The sequence below is a fragment of the Streptomyces asoensis genome (genome assembly GCF_013085465.1).
Taxonomy (GTDB): domain Bacteria; phylum Actinomycetota; class Actinomycetes; order Streptomycetales; family Streptomycetaceae; genus Streptomyces; species Streptomyces cacaoi_A.
Map to the genome: position 1 here is coordinate 6,009,466 of NZ_CP049838.1, position 21,791 is coordinate 6,031,256.

Here is a 21,791-nt window from a genome sequence, read left to right on the forward strand (position 1 = left end):
CATGGCGGAGAACAACCCGCTCAAGATCCACAACCTCCGTCCCGCCCCGGGCGCCAAGACCGCGAAGACCCGTGTCGGTCGTGGTGAGGCGTCGAAGGGTAAGACGGCCGGTCGTGGTACCAAGGGCACGAAGGCCCGTTACCAGGTTCCGGAGCGCTTCGAGGGTGGGCAGATGCCCCTCCACATGCGTCTTCCGAAGCTCAAGGGCTTCAAGAACCCGTTCAAGACCGAGTTCCAGGTCGTGAACCTCGACAAGCTGGCGGCGCTGTACCCGGAGGGTGGCGAGGTCACCGTCGAGGGCCTCATCGCCAAGGGTGCCGTTCGCAAGAACAGCCTCGTCAAGGTCCTCGGCCAGGGCGAGATCTCCGTGGCGCTCCAGGTGACGGTCGACGCCGTCTCCGGCTCCGCCAAGGAGAAGATCACCGCCGCCGGCGGTACCGTCACCGAGCTCGTCTGAACACCACAGGCGTCTCGATGACTTGAGCGATCCCGACCGGGGATACCCCACATATGGGGTATCCCCGGTTGGTCGTTCCTAGGCGGTACTCTCGCCGGTAAGGTGACCTGCACTGCCCACTTTCACAAGATGCTTCCCATGGGGCACCTTGTGCGGCAGTCGACCGTTACACATGTCGTTGTCGTTGTCGTTGTTCTTATTGGACCCTCAAGACCGTCACCCTTGACGCAGATGCGCGGGGGTCGCAGGAGGCACCGTGCTCACCGCGTTCGCCCGGGCGTTCAGGACGCCCGACCTGCGCAAGAAGCTGCTCTTCACGCTCGCCATCATCGTGATCTACCGGCTCGGAACGCATATTCCGATCCCCGGTGTCGACTACACGTCCGTTCAGCGGTGCGTGGACGAGGCGTCCGGCAACCAGGGCCTCTTCGGTCTGGTGAACATGTTCAGCGGCGGCGCGCTGCTCCAGATCACCATCTTCGCGCTGGGCATCATGCCGTACATCACCGCGAGCATCATTCTTCAGCTGCTGACCGTGGTGATCCCGCGTCTGGAAGCCCTCAAGAAGGAGGGCCAGGCCGGCACCGCGAAGATCACGCAGTACACCCGCTACCTCACCGTGGCGCTCGCCATCCTTCAGGGCACCGGCCTGGTGGCCACCGCCCGCAGCGGCGCCCTGTTCTCCGGTTGCACGGTCGCCTCGAGCATCGTCCCGGACCGCGCGATCTTCACCACCATCGTCATGGTCATCTGCATGACCGCCGGTACGGCCATGGTCATGTGGCTCGGTGAGCTCATCACCGACCGCGGTATCGGCAACGGCATGTCGATCCTGATGTTCATCTCGATCGCCGCGACCTTCCCCTCGGCCCTGTGGGCCATCAAGAAGCAGGGCACGCTCGCGGGCGGCTGGATCGAGTTCGGCACCGTCATCCTGGTCGGCCTGGTCATGGTCGGTCTGGTGGTCTTCGTCGAGCAGGCCCAGCGCCGTATCCCCGTGCAGTACGCGAAGCGCATGATCGGCCGCCGGTCCTACGGCGGTACCTCGACGTACATCCCGCTGAAGGTGAACCAGGCCGGTGTGATCCCGGTCATCTTCGCCTCGTCGCTGCTCTACATCCCGGCTCTCGTCGCCCAGTTCTCCAGCGGAACCTCCAGCTGGAAGACCTGGATCGAGACCAACCTGACCAAGGGTGACCACCCGATCTACATCAGCATGTACTTCCTGCTGATCGTTTTCTTCGCGTTCTTCTACGTGGCTATCTCCTTCAACCCCGAGGAAGTAGCCGACAACATGAAGAAGTATGGTGGCTTCATCCCGGGCATCCGGGCTGGCCGACCGACCGCTGAGTACCTCTCCTACGTGCTCAACCGGATCACCTGGCCGGGTTCGCTGTATCTGGGTCTGATCGCTCTTGTACCGACGATGGCGTTGGTTGGCTTCGGGGCAAGCCAGAACTTCCCGTTCGGTGGTACCAGCATCCTGATCATCGTGGGTGTCGGTCTCGAGACGGTGAAGCAAATTGAGAGCCAGCTCCAGCAGCGCAATTACGAAGGGTTCCTCCGCTGATGCGTATCGTCCTCGTCGGGCCGCCGGGCGCCGGAAAGGGAACGCAGGCCACACGTCTGGCCGAGAAGCTGCGCGTTCCGCACATCTCCACGGGCGACCTGTTCCGCGCCAACATCAGCCAGCAGACGGAACTCGGGAAACTCGCGAAGTCCTACATGGACGCCGGCAACCTCGTCCCCGACGAGGTCACCATCGCCATGGCCAAGGACCGCATGGAGCAGCCGGACGCCGAGCGCGGCTTCCTGCTGGACGGTTTCCCGCGCAACGTCTCGCAGGCCGAGGCGCTGGACGAGCTCCTCACCATCGAGGGCATCAAGCTGGACGCGGTACTGGACCTGGAGGCCCCGGAGGAGGAGGTCGTCAAGCGGATCGCCGGTCGGCGCATCTGCCGTAACGACTCCTCGCACGTCTTCCACGTGACGTACAAGAAGGCCGCCAAGGAAGGCGTCTGTGACGTCTGCGGCGGCGAGCTGTACCAGCGGGACGACGACTCCGAGGAGACGGTCCGCACGCGGCTCGAGGTCTACCACACGCAGACCGAGCCGATCATCGACTACTACAAGTCGCAGGGCCTGGTCGTGACCATCGAGGCCATGGGCCCGGTGGAAGAGGTCACCGCCCGTGCGCTGGCCGCACTGAAGCGTGAGGGCGACGACCAGTAGTCGTCGCTCCCCGTACGGCCGTGGAGTCCTTCCGGACACCACGGCCGTACTGTTGTGTGCATACGTAACCCGACCGACCTGAGTGACGGAGAGCGCAGGCCCCCCATGGTGCAGATCAAGAGCCCCGAGCAGATCGCCAAGATGCGTGAGGCGGGACTGGTCGTCGCCGCCATCCACGCGGCCACGCGCGAAGCGGCGGTGCCGGGGGCGACGACGAAGGACCTGGACGACGTCGCCCGTAAGGTCCTGGCGGAGAACGGCGCGAAGTCGAACTTCCTCGGCTACGGCGGTTTCCCCGCGACGATCTGCACCTCGGTGAACGACGTGGTGGTGCACGGCATCCCCTCCGACGAGGTCGTCCTCAAGGACGGCGACGTCATCTCCATCGACTGCGGCGCGATCGTCGACGGCTGGCACGGCGACGCGGCGTACACGGCGTTCGTCGGCTCAGGTCACGCTCCGGAGCTGGTCGAGCTCTCCCGGGTCACCGAGGAGTCGATGTGGGCCGGCATCGCCGCCATGAAGGTGGGCAGCCGGCTGGTCGACGTCTCGCGCGCGATCGAGACGTACATCCGCCGTCAGCCCAAGCCGGGCGGCGGGCGCTACGGCATCATCGAGGACTACGGCGGCCATGGCATCGGCACCGAGATGCACATGGACCCGCACCTCCTGAACTACGTCGACCGCAGGCGGGGCAAGGGGCCGAAGCTGGTTCCCGGCTTCTGCCTGGCCATCGAGCCGATGGTGTCCCTGGGGACCCCGCGTACCGAGGTCCTCGAGGACGACTGGACGGTCATCACCACCGACGGCACGTGGTCCTCGCACTGGGAGCACTCGGTCGCGTTGACGGAGGCGGGTCCGCTGGTGCTGACGGCTGTCGACGGTGGTAAGGCGAAGCTCGCGGAGCACGGGATCGTGGCGGCACCGGACCCGCTGGCCTGAGGGTTTCCCTCCCGGGGCGTGCTGTGGGGTTTCTCGCCCCCGCCGCCCCTTCCCTTCCCGTCCCTGGGGGCTCTGCCCCCAGACCCCCCTTTCGGCCTGGACAGCCTCGTCCTCAAACGCCGGACGGGCTGAGATGCCGGACGGGCTGAGATGCCGGGTCGGGTGGGTGGTTCGCTTAAGGATCTCCTCTGTGGGGCAGACTTCCGGATTCGTGTTTCGGCGGGGCCTGACGTAGACTGACTCGTCGGCTCTCGTGCACCCGCATGTCTGCATGCGCCCTTCGGGGAAACGCAAGGGAGTCGATCAAGGTAGTCGATTCGAAGGGCGAAGCGTGGCCAAGAAGCAAGGTGCCATCGAGATCGAGGGCACTGTCGTCGAGTCTCTTCCGAACGCCATGTTCAAGGTCGAGCTCCAGAACGGCCACCAGGTCCTGGCACACATCAGCGGCAAGATGCGTATGCACTACATCCGCATCCTCCCTGACGACCGGGTCGTGGTGGAGTTGTCTCCGTACGACCTGACGCGTGGCCGGATCGTCTACCGCTACAAGTAGATCTTGCCCAGGTCTTCGTGCGCCCTTCGGGCGTTCGGGGCTGTCGGCAACTGACCCGGAGAACCTCACCCAATGAAGGTCAAGCCGAGCGTCAAGAAGATCTGCGACAAGTGCAGGGTGATCCGCCGTCACGGTCGGGTCATGGTCATTTGCGAGAACCCGCGCCACAAGCAGCGCCAGGGCTGATCGCTTACAGATCACACCCTCTGCATCGATATCGCAGAGACTTCGCGCGACGCGAGCTGAATTTGTTCATACGCAGATCCCAGGCGGGTTCTCCCTCCTGATACCCCCGGCTCGGAGGCCGGGGACCCATTCGTACCTAATCCTCGACTGTGCTCTTTGAGCGGCAGGAGGAGGCCGGCGGATGGGATTCGGTTCTGCGGAAGACCTCCGAAGATCAACTGGAGCCATTGAATGGCACGCGTTTCCGGTGTCGACATCCCGCGCGAAAAGCGTGTGGAGGTCGCCCTCACCTACGTGTTCGGCATCGGCCGGACCCTCTCCCAGGAGACGCTGGCAGCGACCGGCGTCGACCCGAACACCCGCGTTCGCGACCTCTCCGAGGAGCAGCTCGTCGCGATCCGCGAGTACGTGGACGCCAACATCAAGACCGAGGGTGACCTTCGTCGCGAGATCCAGGCCGACATCCGCCGCAAGGTCGAGATCGGTTGCTACCAGGGTCTCCGTCACCGTCGTGGTCTGCCTGTCCGCGGTCAGCGCACCAGCACGAACGCTCGTACCCGCAAGGGCCCGCGTCGCGCCATCGCCGGCAAGAAGAAGCCGGGCAAGAAGTAGTCCTCAGCGGGACAACGCTTCATCAGCGGTCTTCGCTGTAGGACCGACCACCTCCCCGTAGGAGTTTGTAGATGCCCCCCAAGGGTCGTCAGGGCGCTGCCAAGAAGGTGCGCCGCAAGGAAAAGAAGAACGTCGCGCACGGCCAGGCGCACATCAAGAGCACGTTCAACAACACGATCGTGTCCATCACGGACCCGGCCGGAAACGTGATCTCGTGGGCCTCCGCCGGCCACGTCGGTTTCAAGGGCTCGCGCAAGTCCACGCCGTTCGCCGCGCAGATGGCCGCCGAGTCGGCTGCCCGTCGCGCGCAGGAGCACGGCATGCGCAAGGTCGACGTCTTCGTCAAGGGCCCGGGCGCCGGTCGTGAGACCGCCATCCGCTCCCTCCAGGCGACGGGCCTCGAGGTCGGCTCCATCCAGGACGTCACCCCGACCCCGCACAACGGCTGCCGTCCGCCGAAGCGTCGTCGCGTCTGACGCACCGGCCTACGGTGTCTCGGCCTCCGGCTGGGGGTGTGGGGGTTACCCCCCACATGCCGCAGTACGGCTGCCGTCCGCCGAAGCGTCGTCGCGTCTGACGCACCGGCCTACGGTGTCTCGGCCTCCGGCTGGGGGTGTGGGGGTTACCCCCCACATGTCGCGGTACGGCTGCCGTCCGCCGAAGGGTCGTCGCGTCTGACGTACGGCCACGTGTCGGTCTGAAGGCTTTCGGGCGGTACGGCTCTGTAAAGGGCCGTATCGCCCGTACCCTTGCAGTACCCGTGCGGTGAAAACGCACGGTTCCGTCGGGCGTCAAATAGCGGGCGTCCACGAAAGAAGGATCTGATCGCCACATGCTGATCGCTCAGCGTCCCTCGTTGACCGAAGAGGTCGTCGACGAGTTCCGCTCCCGGTTCGTGATCGAGCCGCTGGAGCCGGGCTTCGGTTACACCCTCGGTAACTCCCTCCGCCGGACCCTCCTGTCCTCGATCCCGGGTGCGGCGGTCACGTCCATCCGTATCGACGGCGTGCTGCACGAGTTCACCACCGTGCCGGGCGTCAAGGAGGACGTCACCGACCTGATCCTCAACATCAAGCAGCTGGTCGTCTCCTCGGAGCACGACGAGCCGGTCGTGATGTACCTGCGCAAGCAGGGGCCGGGTCTGGTCACCGCCGCCGACATCGCGCCCCCGGCCGGTGTCGAGGTGCACAACCCCGACCTCGTCCTCGCCACGCTCAACGGCAAGGGCAAGCTGGAGATGGAGCTGACGGTCGAGCGTGGCCGCGGTTACGTCTCCGCCGTGCAGAACAAGCAGGTCGGTCAGGAGATCGGGCGCGTCCCGGTCGACTCGATCTACTCGCCGGTTCTCAAGGTCACGTACAAGGTCGAGGCCACGCGTGTCGAGCAGCGCACCGACTTCGACAAGCTGATCGTCGACGTCGAGACCAAGCAGGCGATGCGTCCCCGTGACGCCATGGCCTCCGCCGGTAAGACGCTGGTCGAGCTGTTCGGTCTCGCCCGCGAGCTGAACATCGACGCCGAGGGCATCGACATGGGCCCGTCCCCCACGGACGCCGCTCTTGCCGCTGATCTCGCCCTGCCGATCGAGGAGCTCGAGCTCACCGTTCGGTCGTACAACTGCCTCAAGCGTGAGGGCATCCACTCCGTGGGTGAGCTCGTCGCTCGTTCCGAGGCCGACCTGCTGGACATCCGCAACTTCGGTGCGAAGTCCATCGACGAGGTCAAGGCGAAGCTGGCCGGCATGGGCCTCGCGCTCAAGGACAGCCCGCCCGGATTCGACCCGACCGCCGCCGCCGACGCCTTTGGCGCCGACGACGACGCGGACGCGGGTTTTGTGGAGACCGAGCAGTACTAGTCGCTCCGCGAATCGGCCGGATTTCGGCTGCGGGACCGTCGTGGCTGGTCGCGCAGTTCCCCGCGCCCCTTCCAGACCCCTTCGGGGGTCTGGATCTCCGACGGGCAATCGCCCGCTCGGACACTGACCCCGGTACCTGATACGGCCGGGGCAGACACCTAGGAGAAACACCATGCCGAAGCCCACCAAGGGTGCCCGTCTGGGCGGCAGCGCCGCGCACGAGAAGCTGCTCCTCGCGAACCTCGCGAAGTCGCTGTTCGAGCACGGCCGCATCACCACCACCGAGGCGAAGGCGCGCAAGCTGCGTCCGTACGCCGAGCGTCTGGTCACCAAGGCGAAGAAGGGCGACCTTCACAACCGCCGTCAGGTGCTCCAGGTGATCACGGACAAGAGCATCGTGCACACGCTCTTCACCGAGATCGGCCCGCGCTACGAGAACCGCCCGGGTGGCTACACCCGCATCACCAAGATCGGTAACCGCCGTGGCGACAACGCGCCCATGGCTGTCATCGAGCTGGTCGAGGCGCTGACCGTCGCGCAGCAGGCCACTGGTGAGGCCGAGGCCGCCACCAAGCGTGCGGTCAAGGAAGACGACCTCAAGAAGGACGAGGTCGTCGAGGACGCCAAGCCCGAGGCTGCGGCCGACGAGGCTCCGGCCGAGGAGTCCAAGGACGCCTGAGGCACCGCCTCGCAGTGGACGGGTCCGCCCTTCGGGGCGGGCCCGTTCCGCGTTTCCGAAGGCGTTTGCGGAGGCGTTTTCCGAAGGTCGCAGGCTTGAGAGGATCCAGGAGTGAGTGACGAAGTACAGCCCGGTTTCGTACGGGTGCGGATGGATCTCTCGTACGACGGGAGCGGGTTCTCCGGGTGGGCCAAGCAGGCCGGCGGGCGGCGGACCGTGCAGGGGGAGATCGAGGACGCCCTGCGGACCGTGACCCGGTCGCGGGAGACCACGTACGAGCTGACCGTGGCCGGGCGGACGGACGCCGGTGTGCACGCGCGCGGACAGGTGGCGCACGTCGACCTGCCGGAGGACCTCTGGGCCGAGCACCGGGAGAAGCTGCTCAAGCGGCTCGCCGGGCGGCTCGCCAAGGATGTGCGGATCTGGTCCCTCGACGAGGCGCCCGCCGGGTTCAACGCGCGGTTCTCGGCGATCTGGCGGCGCTACGCGTACCGGGTCACCGACAACCCGGGGGGCGTCGACCCGCTGCTGCGCAGCCACGTCCTCTGGCACGACTGGCCGCTCGACGTCGACGCCATGAACGAGGCCGCCCGGCGGCTGCTCGGTGAGCACGACTTCGCGGCCTACTGCAAGCGGCGGGAGGGGGCGACGACCATTCGTACGCTCCAGGAGCTGAGCCTGGTGCGCGGCGAGGACGGGGTCGTCACCGCGACCGTCCGGGCCGACGCCTTCTGCCACAACATGGTGCGTTCGCTGATCGGGGCGCTGCTGTTCGTCGGCGACGGGCACCGGGGTGCGGAGTGGCCCGGGAAGGTGCTGGCCGCGGGTGTGCGGGACTCGGCCGTGCATGTCGTACGGCCGCACGGGCTGACGCTGGAGGAGGTCGGCTACCCGGCCGACGAGCTGCTCGCCGCACGCAACAAGGAGGCGCGCAACAGGCGGACGCTGCCCGGGGCCGGGTGCTGCTGACCTTCCGGCCCCGCGTCGGCGTCCGCGGTCAGTTCGCGGCCGCCGCCGACGCCTGGGCCTCGCCGCGCTGGCGGATCCGCTGGAAGGTGAACTCCGCGAGGTCGTCGCCCGCGGCGAAGACGGCCGTGTCCTTCGTGGTCACGTCCTTGCCGTCCGTGAAGCCCGTGATGGTGAAGTAGGCGTACCGGCCGTAGGAGTTGGTCGTGGAGCGGCAGATCGCGCCGTCGCAGAAGGCCTTGGCGTCCCCGCCGGTGAGGGCCTTGACGATGCTCTGCTTGTCGGCCTGGCTCTTGACCTTGAGGGCCTGTGCCTCGGTGTCGAAGACCGCCACACCGACCGTGACCGCGATAGTGCCCTTGGTGTAGGTGATGCGCATGAGGCGGGTGCAGCCATTGGCGGTGAGCACCTTGGGCAGGGTCCCCTGGACACCGGTGGTGCAGGTGGTGCTGTCGGCCTTGGGGCCCTTCTTGTACACGGCCGAGCCCATGGTCAGCTGCGTGCCGGGGAAGAGCAGGTCCGGCCCGTTGGGGGCGGTGTCCTTGGCCTTGCTGGCGACGAACTCCTTCGGGTCCAGCGGGGGCGGGGCGCTGGTCGGCGCGAAGGAGGGGGTGGTGGACGCGCTCGGCAGGTCGGCGGACGCGGGCAGTGAGGAGGTCGGCTTGTTCGCCTCGTCGCTGCCGTTCGCCGACACCACGGCCATGGCCACGGCGGTGCCGATGGCGAGCGTGGCGAGCGCGCCGCCGCCTATGAAGAACAGTCGACGGCGTTTGTTGCGCGTCTCGGACGCCTCCGCGAGCGCGGCCCAGTCCGGGGTCCGGCCGTCATCGCCGCTGGTCCACGGCTGCTGGGAGTTCGGTTTCCACGGATCCCACTGGGACTGAGGTCCCCCCTGCCCATAGCTCATGGGCCGCATCTTAGACGGGGAGCGGGGGATGCTGTTCCGCCCCGACCTGCGCTGAAGTCCCCGGCCTTCCCGGCGCGACTGCGGGCAAACGTGACATCTCCGGGTGGTTGGTGCGGCATATTCGCAGGCCGGCGCGCGCAGTGTGGCGCAGGCCACTCCGGAAGGGGGTTTCCGGCGACGGGTTCCGGTGAGGCTGACATGCTCACGTGTGATCGGGTGACAGGCCCCGTTTTGACCCGGCCCCCGAGACGCGGGTATCCTGCATCTTCGTTGTGTATTGGCTTGCTCTTCTCACGGGACGGGCCCTTACACCGGTCCACCGGGCCGATGACCAGCGACCTGCACGCGGCTTGCGTCACCGCAGTGCGGTCTGGGCTGTCGTGATCGTCTTCGGTGACCTTGTCAGGACCAATTCACTGAAGAAGCGAAGGCTACGAACCGTGCGTACGTACAGCCCCAAGCCCGGCGATGTGACGCGCCAGTGGCACGTCATCGACGCTCAGGACATCGTCCTGGGCCGTCTCGCCACCACTGCCGCGTCCCTCCTCCGGGGCAAGCACAAGCCGATCTACGCGCCTCACGTCGACACCGGTGACTTCGTCATCATCATCAACGCCGACAAGGTGCACCTCTCCGGCAACAAGCGGACCCAGAAGATGGCGTACCGCCACTCTGGCTACCCGGGTGGTCTGCGCTCCGTGCGCTACGACGACCTGCTGGCGAACAACCCCGAGAAGGCCGTCGAGAAGGCCGTCAAGGGCATGCTCCCCAAGAACACGCTGGGCCGTCAGATGCTCTCGAAGCTGAAGGTCTACAAGGGTGACGTGCACCCGCACGCGGCGCAGCAGCCCGTGCCGTTCGAGATCACCCAGGTCGCGCAGTAATTCCGGCCACACCCCTAGCTGAAAAGAACTGAGGAGAACCGTGGCCGAGACCACTGCCGAGCAGCCGCTCGAAGAGACCGAGCTCGTCGACATCGACAGCTACACCACCGAGTCCGAGGTCCCCGTCGAGGGTGAGTACACCTCGGAGTCCCTCGCGTCCCGCTTCGGCGAGCCCCAGCCGGCCGCCGGCCTGGGCCGTCGCAAGAACGCCATCGCCCGCGTCCGGATCGTTCCGGGCACCGGCAAGTGGAAGATCAACGGTCGCACCCTCGAGGACTACTTCCCGAACAAGGTGCACCAGCAGGAAGTCAACGAGCCCTTCAAGGTGCTCGAGCTCGAAGGCCGCTACGACGTCATCGCCCGTATCTCGGGTGGCGGTGTCTCCGGTCAGGCCGGTGCGCTCCGTCTCGGTGTCGCCCGTGCGCTGAACGAGGCCGACGTCGACAACAACCGTGGCGCCCTCAAGAAGGCCGGCTTCCTCACGCGTGACGACCGTGCGGTCGAGCGCAAGAAGGCCGGTCTCAAGAAGGCCCGCAAGGCCCCGCAGTACAGCAAGCGCTAAGCTTCGCTGCCTGCTCGTACGTATTCCGGGTCGAACCCGTGCGGTTCGCTCGTACGTACTCCGAACGCCCCGGCGGCACGCCACAGTGTCGCCGGGGCGTTCGTTTTCTCGCAGCCGTGGGCGTATAACGGCACAAGGTGCTCAAAGGCTTGTGTGATCGGATGTTCAGGGCATCCAATGCCTGGATGCGGAGCCGCCGCAGACCGACTGGCCGGTCGATCGTCCGACGCACCCGCACGGCTTTTGAAACTGACGCTTCCTCAGGAGGACAAGTGGGACGACTCTTCGGCACGGACGGCGTGCGCGGTGTCGCCAACGCGGATCTGACGGCGGAGATGGCGCTCGGCCTGTCCGTCGCGGCGGCGCATGTGCTGGCCGAGGCGGGCACGTTCGAGGGCCACCGGCCGGTGGCAGTCGTCGGACGGGACCCGCGCGCGTCCGGGGAGTTTCTGGAGGCCGCCGTGGTGGCCGGTCTGGCGAGCGCCGGCGTGGACGTGCTGAAGGTCGGCGTGCTGCCGACGCCCGCCGTCGCCTATCTCACCGGTGTGCTGGGCGCCGACCTCGGCGTGATGCTCTCCGCCAGCCACAACGCCATGCCCGACAACGGCGTCAAGTTCTTCGCCCGCGGCGGCCACAAGCTCGCCGACGAGCTCGAGGACAGGATCGAGTCCGTCTACGAGGAGCACCGCACCGGCGCGCCCTGGAGCCGGCCGACCGGCAGTGGCGTCGGACGCGTGCGGTCGTACGACGAGGGCTTCGACCGCTACGTCGCGCATCTCATCGCCGTGCTCCCCAACCGGCTGGACGGGCTGCGGATCGTCCTCGACGAGGCGCACGGCGCCGCCGCCCGGGTGTCGCCGGAGGCGTTCACGCGGGCCGGCGCGGAGATCGTGACCATCGGGGCCGAGCCGGACGGGCTCAACATCAACGACGGGTGCGGGTCCACGCACCTGGACAAGCTGAAGGCCGCGGTCATCGAGCACGGGGCCGCCTTCGGCATCGCGCACGACGGGGACGCCGACCGGTGCCTGGCCGTGGACCACATGGGTGACGAGATCGACGGGGACCAGATTCTCGCCGTGCTCGCGCTGGCCATGCGGGAGCACGGCGCGCTGCGGTCCGACACCGTTGTCGCCACCGTCATGTCCAACCTCGGCTTCAAGTTGGCCATGGAGCGGGAGGGGATCCAGCTCGTGCAGGCCGCCGTCGGCGACCGGTATGTGCTGGAGGAGATGAAGGAGCACGGGTACGCGCTCGGGGGCGAGCAGTCCGGGCACGTGATCATCCTCGACCATGCGACGACCGGTGACGGGACGCTGACGGGGCTGATGCTGGCGGCTCGCGTCGTCGAGAGCGGGCGTTCGCTGCGGGAGCTGGCCTCTGTGATGGAGCGGTTGCCGCAGGTGCTGATCAATGTGCCCGACGTCGACAGGTCGCGGGTCGCGGAATCGGCCGAGCTGGCGACTGCCGTCGGGGAGGCGGAGCGGGAACTCGGGGCCACCGGGCGGGTGTTGCTTCGGCCTTCCGGGACCGAGCCGCTCGTGCGCGTGATGGTCGAGGCCGCGGATATCGACCAGGCTCGGTCTGTTGCCGGGCGGCTGGCGGATGTCGTGAAGTCGGCGCTGGGTTAAGCGGCGGGGCCGGTTTTCGAGGCGGGTTCGGGGTGGGGGTTCTGTGTGTTGCGGGCTACGGCTGCGTCGTGGCTTGTCGCGCAGTTCCCCGCGCCCCTGAAGGCTCTGTGGCTGGGCGGGGTTGGCCCGTTCCGTCGTGGCCCTGAAGGCTCTGTGGGCCGGGCGGGGTTGGCTCGTTCCGTTGTGCCCCTGAAGGCTCTGTGGGCCGGGCGGGGTTGGCTCGTTCCGTCGTGCCCCTGAAGGCTCTGTGGGCCGGGCGGGGTTGGCTCGTTCCGTCGTGCCCCTGAAGGTCCTGTGGGCTGGGCGGGGTTGGTTCGTTCCGTTGTGCCCCTGAAAGCAGGGTTCTCGCGCTAGCCCGCGTTGGCTCGTTCGCGTTGCCTTGCCCAGAGTGCCTTCTGGGCCAGCAGGGTCAGGGTGCCCGCCAGGATGATGCCCAGGAGGTTCAGCAGGAGTTGTTCTGTTGAGCCCCGGGTTTGTGCCATGTCGCCGTAGCTGAGGGCCACGGCGGCGTTGGCGGCTGCCGGGACCGTCGTGACCGAGATGGCCACGCCCACCAGGGCGCCGGACTTCGCCGAGGTCAGGGAGAGGGTGCCGGCGGCGCCCGCCAGGACGGCCACGATGAAGGAGAAGGCGTCGGGGGCGTAGACGAAGCCGGTCTGGGGGCGGTCGGCCTCCAGTTGCTCCTTGCTGAACAGGTCGATCGCGTCCATGAAGAGGCTGAAGCCCACCGTCGCCGCCATCGCCACCGCGAAGCCGACCAGCAGGGCGATCAGCGAGCGCAGGGCCAGGCGGGGAGCGCGCTGCACGATCGACGTGCAGACGCCGGCCAGGGGGCCGAACTCCGGGCCCACGGCCATCGCGCCCACGATCAGGACCGCGTTGTCGAGCACCACACCGCAGGCCGCGATCACCGTGGCGAGCGTGATGAACGCGAGGTAGGTGACCGAGAGCGTCGACTCCTCGTGGGTGGCGTCCGTGAGGTGCTCCCACAGGACCGCGTCGGCACCCTCGCCCGGTGCCTCCGCCTCGGCCTTGTCGGCGCGCAGCGAGAGCGACAGGTCGATGTTCTCCACGGCGATCGAGCCGGTCTCGTCGAGGCCCAACTCCTGGAGTCCGGTGAGGAGTTCGTCGCCCGCCTCGCGTGCCACGTCGCACATCACGACATCGCCGGCGGGGTTGCGGGCCGCCCCCGGCACCACCACGAGGTGGGTGGTGCCGACGGTGTTCTCGATCAGGGCGACCACGTCGTCGGTGCTGCCCGACGGGGTGATCAGGCGCAGGTGCAGCATGGAGGCAGGGTAGCCGTCAGAGTTTGCGCAGGCTCAGCCGCTGCACCTTGTGGTCCTGGCCCTTGCGGACCACCAGGGTTGCCCGGCCCCGGGTGGGTGCGATGTTCTCCACCAGGTTGGGCTTGTTGATGGTGCGCCAGAGGGTGCGGGCGTAGTCGACGGCCTCGTCCTCGGAGACCTGGGTGTACTTCCTGAAGTACGAGTCCGGGTTCTGGAAGGCCGTATGACGGAGTTTCCGGAACCGGTTGAGGTACCAACGCTCGATGTCCTCGGCGCTCGCGTCGACGTACACGCTGAAGTCGAAGTAGTCGGCGAGGCCGACGCGGGTGCGGCCGTCCTTGCCGGGGAGGGCGGGCTGGAGGACGTTCAGGCCCTCGACGATGAGGATGTCGGGGCGCCGGACGGTGAGCTTGCGGTCCGGGACGATGTCGTAGATCAGGTGGGAGTAGACGGGCGCGGTGACCTCGCCCTTGCCCGCCTTGATGTCGGCCACGAAGCGGGTCAGCGCACGGCGGTCGTAGGACTCGGGGAAGCCCTTGCGGGACATCAGGCCGCGGGCCTCCAGTTCCCTGGTGGGGAGCAGGAAGCCGTCCGTGGTGACCAGCTCCACGCGGGGGTGTTCCGGCCAGCGGGACAGCAGGGCCTGGAGGAGCCGGGCGACCGTCGACTTGCCGACCGCCACCGAGCCCGCGACGCCTATCACGAACGGGGTGCCGGACTGGGAGCCCTGTTCGCCGAGGAAGGTGTTCAGGGCGCCGCGCAGGCCGTCGGTGGCGCCCACGTAGAGGTTGAGGAGGCGCGACAGCGGGAGGTAGATGTCACGTACCTCGTCGAGGTCGATGACGTCACCGAGGCCGCGCAGCTTCTCGACCTCCTCGGCGGTCAGCGGCAGCGGAGTCTTCTCGCGCAGCGCGCTCCACTCGGATCGGGTGAGGTCGACGTAGGGAGTCGCCTCCGGCCTGTGCCGGTGGGCGCTCCGGGGCATCGGGGAGACCGGAGAGATCACAGTCCATTGTTAACGGAGTTTGAACAGGATGGTGGGTGGGGTCCGTCACGCTCGCCCGAGGCGGCGTACAGCCGTGGGAATTTCCGAAATCGGGCACGCGGAGGCTCTTTCCGGGCGTGATTCGGTCGTAGGCTGCCGCGCATGTGCGGAATCGTGGGATACGTGGGGTCTCAGTCGGCGCTAGAGGTCGTCATGGCCGGGCTGAGGCGGCTGGAGTACCGGGGCTACGACTCGGCGGGGGTCGCCGTCCTGGCGGACGGAGGGCTCGCCGCCGCGAGAAAGGCGGGCAAGCTCGTCAATCTGGAGAAGGAGCTCGCGGCCCGACCACTGCCGACCGGGACGACGGGCATCGGGCACACCCGGTGGGCCACACACGGCGGGCCGACGGACGCCAACGCGCATCCGCATCTCGACAACGCCGGTCGGGTCGCCGTCGTGCACAACGGGATCATCGAGAACTTCGCCGCGCTGCGGGCCGAACTGGCCGAGCGGGGGCACGAGCTGCTCTCCGAGACCGACACCGAGGTCGTGGCCCATCTGCTCGCCGAGGAGTTCTCGGTGACGGCCGACCTCGCCGAGGCCATGCGGCTGGTGTGCCGGCGGCTGGAGGGGGCGTTCACGCTGGTCGCGGCGCATGCCGACGAGCCGGACGTGGTGGTCGGCGCGCGGCGGAACTCGCCGCTCGTGGTGGGTGTCGGGGAGGGCGAGGCCTTTCTCGCCTCGGACGTCGCCGCGTTCATCGCGCACACCCGGTCGGCGATCGAGCTGGGGCAGGACCAGGTCGTCGAGCTGCGGCGGGACGGTGTCACGGTGACGGGCTTCGACGGGCGCCCGGCGGACGTGCGGTCGTACCACGTCGACTGGGACGCGTCGGCCGCGGAGAAGGGGGGCTACGACTACTTCATGCTCAAGGAGATCGCCGAGCAGCCCAAGGCCGTCGCCGACACCCTGCTCGGCCGCATCGACGCCTCCGGTGCGCTGACGCTCGACGAGGTGCGGATCCCGGCCGCCGAGCTGCGGGAGGTCGACAAGGTCGTCATCGTCGCGTGCGGTACGGCCTTCCACGCGGGCCTCATCGCCAAGTACGCCATCGAGCACTGGACGCGGATCCCGTGCGAGGTGGAGCTGGCCAGCGAGTTCCGCTACCGGGACCCGATCCTCGACTCGCGGTCACTGGTCATCGCCATCTCCCAGTCCGGGGAGACGATGGACACGCTCATGGCGCTGCGGCACGCGCGGGAGCAGGGGTCCAAGGTGCTGGCGATCTGCAACACCAACGGGTCGACGATCCCCCGGGAGTCGGACGCGGTGCTGTACACGCATGCCGGGCCGGAGGTGGCCGTCGCCTCGACCAAGGCGTTCCTGACGCAGTTGGTGGCCTGCTATCTCGTCGCCCTGTATCTCGGCCAGGTGCGCGGCACCAAGTGGGGCGACGAGATCCGGGCTGTCATCCGGGACCTCGCGCAGATCTCCGGTGCGGTCGAGCGGGTGCTGGAGACCATGGGGCCGGTGCGGGAGCTGGCGCGGTCCCTCGCCGACAAGGACACCGTGCTGTTCCTCGGGCGGCACGTCGGGTATCCCGTCGCGCTGGAGGGCGCGCTGAAGCTGAAGGAGCTCGCCTACATGCACGCGGAGGGGTTCGCCGCGGGTGAGCTGAAGCATGGGCCGATCGCGCTCATCGAGGAGGATCTGCCGGTCGTCGTGGTGGTGCCCTCGCCTCGGGGGCGGTCCGTCCTGCACGACAAGATCGTGTCCAACATCCAGGAGATCCGGGCCCGGGGGGCGCGGACGATCGTGATCGCGGAGGAGGGGGACGAGACGGTGGTGCCGTACGCCGACCATCTCGTGCGGATCCCGGTCACGCCGGTGCTGCTGTCGCCGTTGGTCGCCACGGTTCCGTTGCAGGTGTTCGCGTGTGAGCTGGCGACGGCGCGGGGCAACGAGGTGGATCAGCCGCGGAATCTGGCGAAGTCGGTGACAGTGGAGTGAGAGGGGTTGTCGGCCAGGGCGCCTGAGGGGGAGTGGGTTCTGTGCGTGGGCGGGGTGCGGGTGCCTCGTGGCTGGTCGCGCAGTTCCCCGCGCCCCTGGGGGATGGCCGGGACCGCCACAGGCGGTCCCGGCCATCCCCCAGGGGCGACCCGTCAGATTCGTCGGCGTTGCCTTCTTGCCGCGAACACCTTCCAGGTCGCGAAGGCGAGGGGGAGTTCCAGGATCCAGATGCCTACCACCGCGTCCCACTCCGGGGCGGTGGCCGAGGCCTCGTCGGCGGTGATGATCCCGCACAGCAGGCCCCACACCGCCGCGAGCAGGCCGACGAGCCAGAGCGCGATCGTCCAGCCCACGGTGGAGCGGCCGTTGCCGGAGGACCGCGGGCCGGAGGTCCGCTTGCGCGGCTGCGGGATGCGATCGGGCTCGCGGGCCGGCATCCGTACCGCCGCCTGTGCGGGCACGGCCGCGTCCAGCGCGGCGATGCGTTCCGGCGTCACCCCTCGGTACAGGGTGGGCTCCACGGTGACCGAGAAGCCGTCGTGTCCGGTCAGGGTGCGGGCGCCGTCGGGGCGGGTGGTCATCGCCGCGCAGGCGTCGTAGCGGACGGTGACCGGGCCCCTCGGGGTCAGCAGGCTCACCCCCTCGGCGCCGATGACCAGGGTGACCTCGTCGTCCTCCAGGGACTGGTGGCGGGTGCCGGTCAGGGCGGCCTGCGAGTGCTGCGGGGCGAGGGTGAGGCCCGCCCAGTCGAGGCCCCGGCCCGGTACCTGGAGGAGCGCGTTGTCCCATGTCTCCCGGGCGACCTCGCGCAGGTCGTCCGTCGTCACCGCGTTCAGCTCGGCCCGGTGCTGCTCGGGGGTGAGGATCCGGTGCCCGAGCAGCAGGCTCAGCGCGTACGAGGGGAGCGCGGCCGCCGCGAGGTCGGGGGTGTCGTACACCTTGAGGAGCTTGGTGCGGACGGAGTCCAGCTCGGACTGCTCGATGCGGCCCGCGCGCAGCCGCGCGAGGGTGTCGACGAAGCCGCCGACGACCGCGTCCTGCTTCTGCGGGAGGGAGTCCGCGTACGCGGTGAGGGTGGCGAAGTCGGCGTCGCGCTGGGCGTAGTCGGCCTCCGCGGAGTAGGAGTAGCCGCCCTCCTGACGCAGGTCCTGGAAGAGGGCCCGGCCGAGGACGTCCGCGAAGACGCTGGCCGCGGTGGAGCGGCGGAGCACCGAGGTGAGGACGACATGGCCGTCGTCGCCGCTGATGAACGCGGGGGTGGTGGGCAGTGCGCTGGTCGCGGCCGGGGCGGGGAAGCGGGTGCCCTGGGGGAGAGTGAGGTCCAAGCCGTCGGGGACCTGGTCGCTGGTGATCCACAGCACCGCGTTGTCCCTGGTGAAGCGGGTCTCGGCCCAGTGGCGCACCTGGTCCGGGGTCAGGCTCCAGGTGCCGAGCTCGTTGTAGCTGGACAGGCCGTAGCCCTGGGCGCCGTACCGCCACAGCGGCATCTGGTGCTGGGGGCCGCCGGCGCGGCCGGCCGCCTCCGTGCGCAGGATCTCCTTCTCGGTCTCCAGCCGCTCCATCGGCAGGTCCCGCAGCCCCGCGCACACGCTGTTGAGGTACTTGACGACCTCGTCCTCGCTGCCGGTGACGTGGAAGAGGGTGTACGCGTTCGCCGTCGCGCCGTTGTAGTGCAGGTCGGACAGGCCGAGGCGGTGCAGGGCGAGGTGTTCGACGAGGTGGGTGAGGCCGGCGGTGGCCAGGGTCTCGTCGGCGCGGCCCACCCGGAAGAAGAGACCGGCGGTGATCTCGTTGCCGGAGGCGGGGGCGTACAGGGTGGGGATGTGCTGCGTGGTGGTGTGCGAGACGAGGCCGGCGAGCGCGGCGAGGTCGGCCCGGTCGTCGTGCTCGTGCAGGTCGGTGGTCATCGGTTGCCGCCTCCTCGGGATTCCAGCGCGGCCTTGCGGGACTTGAGGAACGAGGACTTCTTGTCGGGCACGTAGTGCCACGGGGACTCGGACGCGCGGTCGCCGAGGAAGGCGAAGTGCGGGGCCGCGTACTCCCAGTGGTTGCCGAGCGAGAAGGCGAACGCGAACGCGTTGTGCGCGCCGATCGAGTTCCAGTCGGGCCGGTGGGCCGGGTGCAGCACGGAGACCTGGGCGGCGTTGCGCAGGTCGTCGCGGACCGGCAGGCCCCGCATGTAGGCCGCGTCCTCGCCGCTGTCCAGGTCCAGCCAGCGCTCGATGTGCGCGAGGGCGACCAGGGCGCCGGAGTTCGAGCCGTCGGGGGCCGCGGTCGCGCATTCGCGGGCGAAGCCGTGCGCCGCCTCCCAGGAGCCGCTCCACTTCGGGCACAGCTGCTGGAGCAGCTGGACCTGCGCGCGGTAGTGGTGCGGATGGTGGGCGGAGAGACGGTCGTAGCGGCGGCGCGCCTCGGCCTGCCCCAGCTGGAGACCGCGCGCGGTCATCAGCCGGGCGGTCCAGGCGGGGGCGTACGAGGGGTGCTCGGCGCAGATCTCGATCAGCAGCTGCTCGGCCCTGCGCAGCCAGTCGTGGAACTGGGTGAACTGGTCCCGCGAGACGTCCTGGGCGCGGGCGCCGCTGCGGATGTCCCAGCCGATGTAGACGTACCGCTCGGCGAGCAGCGTGCGCGGCAGCGGGTCGCCGGGCGATTCCGCGGCCGCCCGCTCCAGGAAGTTCTCCACGCCGGGGATGTCGGCGAGGAGACTGGAGGCGGAGGAGAGCTTGTCGACCGAGTCGAGGCCCGCGAAGTAGGCCCGCACGGTCGGCCAGTGCCCGGCCTGCGCGGCGGTGCGCATCGGGATCAGCTCGGGTGTGTTGTCGTACGGGTCGAAGGTCGGTCCCCAGGTGTTCGTGGGTCCGCCGCCGGCCATGCCGTTGGTGGTGCTGGTCATTCCTCCGCCCCCTGGCGTAGCTGTCCGCGGCGCGCGGGCTGGCCCCCCAGGGCGCGCGGCGGGTTCCTCACCGAAGTGACCGGATGCCCGTCCGATGTGATGCGGCGTCATCCGGTGTGATCCGGCTTGATCAAGTCGCCGCAGGCTAGCAGCAGGCTGTGACAGTCCGGCCGTAGGGTGCTCGGCATGAGCATCATCGGGGTCGGTATCGACGTGGCCGAGATCGAGCGGTTCGCGGCGTCCATGGAACGGACGCCCGGGCTGGCCCAGCGGCTCTTCCTGGAGAGCGAGCTGTTGCTGCCGAGCGGGGAGCGGCGGGGTGCCGCCTCGCTGGCGGCCCGGTTCGCCGCGAAGGAGGCTCTCGCCAAGGCGCTGGGGGCGCCGCCCGGGCTGCTGTGGACGGACGCGGAGGTGTACGTCGAGGAGAGCGGGCGGCCTCGGCTGCGGGTGCAGGGGAGTGTCGCGGCGCGGGCGGCCGAACTGGGGGTGCAGAGCTGGCATGTGTCGTTGAGTCACGACGCGGGGGTCGCCTCGGCGGTGGTGGTGGCCGAAGGATGAGCGGCAGGGTGAGCCGCGGGGTGAGCCGCGGGGCGGGCTGACGGCGTGCGGTGGCGGGGGAGTCCGGGGGAGACTCGACCGTATGCGTACTGCCTACCGCGTTGAGACCGTCCGTCGTGCCGAGCGGGAGCTGATGGCCCGGGTTCCGGAAGGGGCCCTCATGCAGCGGGCCGCCGCCGGGCTCGCCGCCGCCTGCGCCGACCTGCTGGGGCGGGTGTACGGGCGGCGGGTCGTGCTGCTGGTCGGCAGCGGCGACAACGGGGGTGACGCCCTGTACGCCGGCGCCCGGCTCGCCCGGCGCGGGGCGGGGGTGACCGCGGTGCTGCTCGCGCCCGAGCGGACCCACGCCGGAGGGCTGGCGGCCCTGCGGCGGGCGGGCGGGCACACGGTCGCGCCGGCCGGCGCCGAAGCCGTCGTCCGGCGGGCCGACCTCGTGCTCGACGGCATCGTCGGGATCGGCGGGAAGGGCGGGCTGCGGCCGGACGCGGCCTCGCTGGCCGCGATCGTCGCCGAGGCCCGGGCCGCCGTCGTCGCCGTCGATCTGCCCAGCGGTGTCGACGCCGACACCGGTGAGGTGCACGGGAGCGCGATCCGCGCCGACCTCACCGTCACCTTCGGTACGCACAAGCCGGGGCTGCTCGTCGATCCGGCGCGGGAGTACGCCGGGTCGGTGCGGCTCGTCGACATCGGGCTCGGGGGCGAGCTGCCCGCCGAGCCCGAGCTGGCGGCCCTCCAGCACGCGGACGTGGCCGCCCTGCTGCCCGTGCCGGGCGGAGAGAGCGACAAGTACCGGAGGGGTGTCGTCGGGATCGCCGCCGGGTCCGCCCGGTATCCGGGGGCCGCCGTGCTGGCCGTCGCGGGGGCGCTGCGGGGCGGGGCGGGGGCCGTGCGGTACGTGGGGCCGGCCGGGGACGCGGTCGTCGCGCGGTTCCCCGAGACGCTCGTGTCCGACCAGGGGCCCCGGCAGGCCGGGCGGGTGCAGGCGTGGGTCGTCGGGCCGGGCGCCGGGGAAGACGCGCAGACGGTGGCGGAGGTGCTGGCCGCCGAGGTGCCGGTGCTGATCGACGCCGACGGGCTGCGGCTCGCGGACGCCGACGCGGTGCGGGGGCGGACCGCGCCGACGCTGATGACGCCGCACGCGGGGGAGGCGGCCGCGCTGTTGGGGGTGGCGCGGGAGGAGGTGGAGGGGGCCCGGCTGCGCTCCGCGCGGGAGCTGGCGGCCCGCTACCGGGCGACCGTGCTGCTGAAGGGGTCGACGACGTTGGTCGCGGACGCGGGTGGTGCGGGGGTGGTGCGGGTGAACGCGACGGGGACGGCGTGGCTGGCCACGGCCGGGAGCGGGGATGTGCTGTCCGGGCTTGCGGGGTCGTTGCTGGCGGCGGGGCTGAGTGCGTTGGACGCGGGGAGTGTGGGGGCTTATCTGCATGGGCTGGCAGGGCGGTTCGCCGCGGACGGGGCGCCGGTGGGGGCGCATGATGTGGCTGCGGCGGTTGCGGGGGCCTGGCGGGATGTGCGGCGGTAGGGGGCAGGGGTTTCTCGCCCCCGCCGCCCCTTCCCTTCCCCTCCCTGGGGGGCTGCGTCCCCACCCCC

22 protein-coding genes are annotated in these 21,791 nt (G+C 69.4%); 17 read left to right on the forward strand and 5 right to left on the reverse strand.

All coding sequences use genetic code 11. The features are described 5' to 3' along the window. Window position 1: 1 nt before the first annotated feature. The 11 genes from rplO to truA all read left to right on the forward strand — a co-directional run bounded on the left by rplO (window position 2) and on the right by truA (window position 8,485). Window positions 2-457, forward strand: coding sequence for a 50S ribosomal protein L15 (gene rplO / locus G9272_RS27030; protein ID WP_171398930.1), 456 nt, complete (start codon window positions 2-4; stop codon window positions 455-457). A gap of 256 nt (window positions 458-713) precedes the next feature. After that, on the forward strand, window positions 714-2,027 hold the full coding sequence (gene secY / locus G9272_RS27035; protein WP_057602882.1) for a preprotein translocase subunit SecY: 1,314 nt from the start codon (window positions 714-716) through the stop codon (window positions 2,025-2,027). Next, a complete protein-coding gene (locus tag G9272_RS27040) occupies window positions 2,027-2,689 on the forward strand; it encodes an adenylate kinase (RefSeq protein WP_171398931.1) in 663 nt (220 codons plus the stop codon). The genes secY and G9272_RS27040 overlap by 1 nt, the downstream gene beginning before the upstream one ends. Before the next feature lie 105 nt (window positions 2,690-2,794). Further along, complete coding sequence (map, locus tag G9272_RS27045) at window positions 2,795-3,631, forward strand: type I methionyl aminopeptidase (protein ID WP_171398932.1); 837 nt, start codon at window positions 2,795-2,797, stop codon at window positions 3,629-3,631. A gap of 331 nt (window positions 3,632-3,962) precedes the next feature. Next, a complete protein-coding gene (infA, locus tag G9272_RS27050) occupies window positions 3,963-4,184 on the forward strand; it encodes a translation initiation factor IF-1 (protein ID WP_003948620.1) in 222 nt (73 codons plus the stop codon). Window positions 4,185-4,256: 72 nt separating this feature from the next. Further along, the gene (gene rpmJ / locus G9272_RS27055) at window positions 4,257-4,370 is read left to right on the forward strand and encodes a 50S ribosomal protein L36 (protein ID WP_003998809.1); all 114 of its coding nucleotides are present in this window, start codon (window positions 4,257-4,259) and stop codon (window positions 4,368-4,370) included. A 231-nt stretch (window positions 4,371-4,601) separates the two neighbouring features. Then, window positions 4,602-4,982, forward strand: coding sequence for a 30S ribosomal protein S13 (rpsM, locus tag G9272_RS27060; RefSeq protein WP_020132619.1), 381 nt, complete (start codon window positions 4,602-4,604; stop codon window positions 4,980-4,982). 71 nt (window positions 4,983-5,053) lie between these two features. Further along, a complete protein-coding gene (gene rpsK, locus G9272_RS27065; RefSeq protein ID WP_010354218.1) occupies window positions 5,054-5,458 on the forward strand; it encodes a 30S ribosomal protein S11 in 405 nt (134 codons plus the stop codon). Between the two features lie 356 nt (window positions 5,459-5,814). Next, window positions 5,815-6,837, forward strand: coding sequence for a DNA-directed RNA polymerase subunit alpha (locus G9272_RS27070; RefSeq protein ID WP_062640332.1), 1,023 nt, complete (start codon window positions 5,815-5,817; stop codon window positions 6,835-6,837). A 172-nt stretch (window positions 6,838-7,009) separates the two neighbouring features. After that, on the forward strand, window positions 7,010-7,516 hold the full coding sequence (rplQ, locus tag G9272_RS27075) for a 50S ribosomal protein L17 (RefSeq protein WP_171398933.1): 507 nt from the start codon (window positions 7,010-7,012) through the stop codon (window positions 7,514-7,516). Window positions 7,517-7,627: 111 nt separating this feature from the next. Continuing rightward, window positions 7,628-8,485, forward strand: coding sequence for a tRNA pseudouridine(38-40) synthase TruA (gene truA, locus G9272_RS27080; protein WP_171398934.1), 858 nt, complete (start codon window positions 7,628-7,630; stop codon window positions 8,483-8,485). 28 nt (window positions 8,486-8,513) lie between these two features. Here truA and G9272_RS27085 read toward each other — a convergent pair whose 3' ends face one another. Further along, a complete protein-coding gene (locus G9272_RS27085; RefSeq protein WP_171398935.1) occupies window positions 8,514-9,389 on the reverse strand; it encodes a hypothetical protein in 876 nt (291 codons plus the stop codon). A gap of 440 nt (window positions 9,390-9,829) precedes the next feature. Here G9272_RS27085 and rplM point away from each other — a divergent pair, with 440 nt between their 5' ends. The 3 genes from rplM (at window position 9,830) to glmM (ending at window position 12,466) form a co-directional block, all read left to right on the forward strand. Then, a complete protein-coding gene (gene rplM / locus G9272_RS27090) occupies window positions 9,830-10,273 on the forward strand; it encodes a 50S ribosomal protein L13 (protein WP_020132189.1) in 444 nt (147 codons plus the stop codon). Window positions 10,274-10,313: 40 nt separating this feature from the next. Further along, window positions 10,314-10,835: a 30S ribosomal protein S9 gene (gene rpsI / locus G9272_RS27095; protein WP_020132188.1), complete on the forward strand. Its 522-nt coding sequence runs from the start codon at window positions 10,314-10,316 to the stop codon at window positions 10,833-10,835. Window positions 10,836-11,107: 272 nt separating this feature from the next. After that, window positions 11,108-12,466: a phosphoglucosamine mutase gene (gene glmM, locus G9272_RS27100; protein ID WP_171398936.1), complete on the forward strand. Its 1,359-nt coding sequence runs from the start codon at window positions 11,108-11,110 to the stop codon at window positions 12,464-12,466. 350 nt (window positions 12,467-12,816) lie between these two features. Here the strand turns inward: glmM and G9272_RS27105 are convergent, their stop codons facing one another. Together G9272_RS27105 and coaA are read right to left on the reverse strand one after the other, a co-directional pair. Then, window positions 12,817-13,755, reverse strand: a complete 939-nt coding sequence (locus G9272_RS27105; RefSeq protein ID WP_171398937.1) for a DUF389 domain-containing protein — start codon at window positions 13,753-13,755, stop codon at window positions 12,817-12,819. Window positions 13,756-13,771: 16 nt separating this feature from the next. Beyond that, entirely contained in the window at window positions 13,772-14,740 is a 969-nt protein-coding gene (gene coaA / locus G9272_RS27110; protein ID WP_171398938.1) for a type I pantothenate kinase, read from the reverse strand. 162 nt (window positions 14,741-14,902) lie between these two features. On the opposite strand from coaA, the gene glmS reads away from it, so the two are divergent. After that, window positions 14,903-16,750, forward strand: coding sequence for a glutamine--fructose-6-phosphate transaminase (isomerizing) (glmS, locus tag G9272_RS27115; protein ID WP_171398939.1), 1,848 nt, complete (start codon window positions 14,903-14,905; stop codon window positions 16,748-16,750). Window positions 16,751-16,902: 152 nt separating this feature from the next. Here the strand turns inward: glmS and G9272_RS27120 are convergent, their stop codons facing one another. Continuing rightward, window positions 16,903-18,657, reverse strand: coding sequence for a M16 family metallopeptidase (locus G9272_RS27120; RefSeq protein ID WP_171398940.1), 1,755 nt, complete (start codon window positions 18,655-18,657; stop codon window positions 16,903-16,905). After that, on the reverse strand, window positions 18,654-19,643 hold the full coding sequence (locus G9272_RS27125; RefSeq protein WP_171398941.1) for a hypothetical protein: 990 nt from the start codon (window positions 19,641-19,643) through the stop codon (window positions 18,654-18,656). Before G9272_RS27125 ends, G9272_RS27120 begins: the two co-directional genes overlap by 4 nt. Before the next feature lie 186 nt (window positions 19,644-19,829). On the opposite strand from G9272_RS27125, the gene G9272_RS27130 reads away from it, so the two are divergent. Beyond that, complete coding sequence (locus tag G9272_RS27130) at window positions 19,830-20,201, forward strand: holo-ACP synthase (RefSeq protein WP_171398942.1); 372 nt, start codon at window positions 19,830-19,832, stop codon at window positions 20,199-20,201. A gap of 82 nt (window positions 20,202-20,283) precedes the next feature. Next, complete coding sequence (locus tag G9272_RS27135; RefSeq protein WP_171398943.1) at window positions 20,284-21,723, forward strand: NAD(P)H-hydrate dehydratase; 1,440 nt, start codon at window positions 20,284-20,286, stop codon at window positions 21,721-21,723. Window positions 21,724-21,791 lie beyond the last annotated feature (68 nt).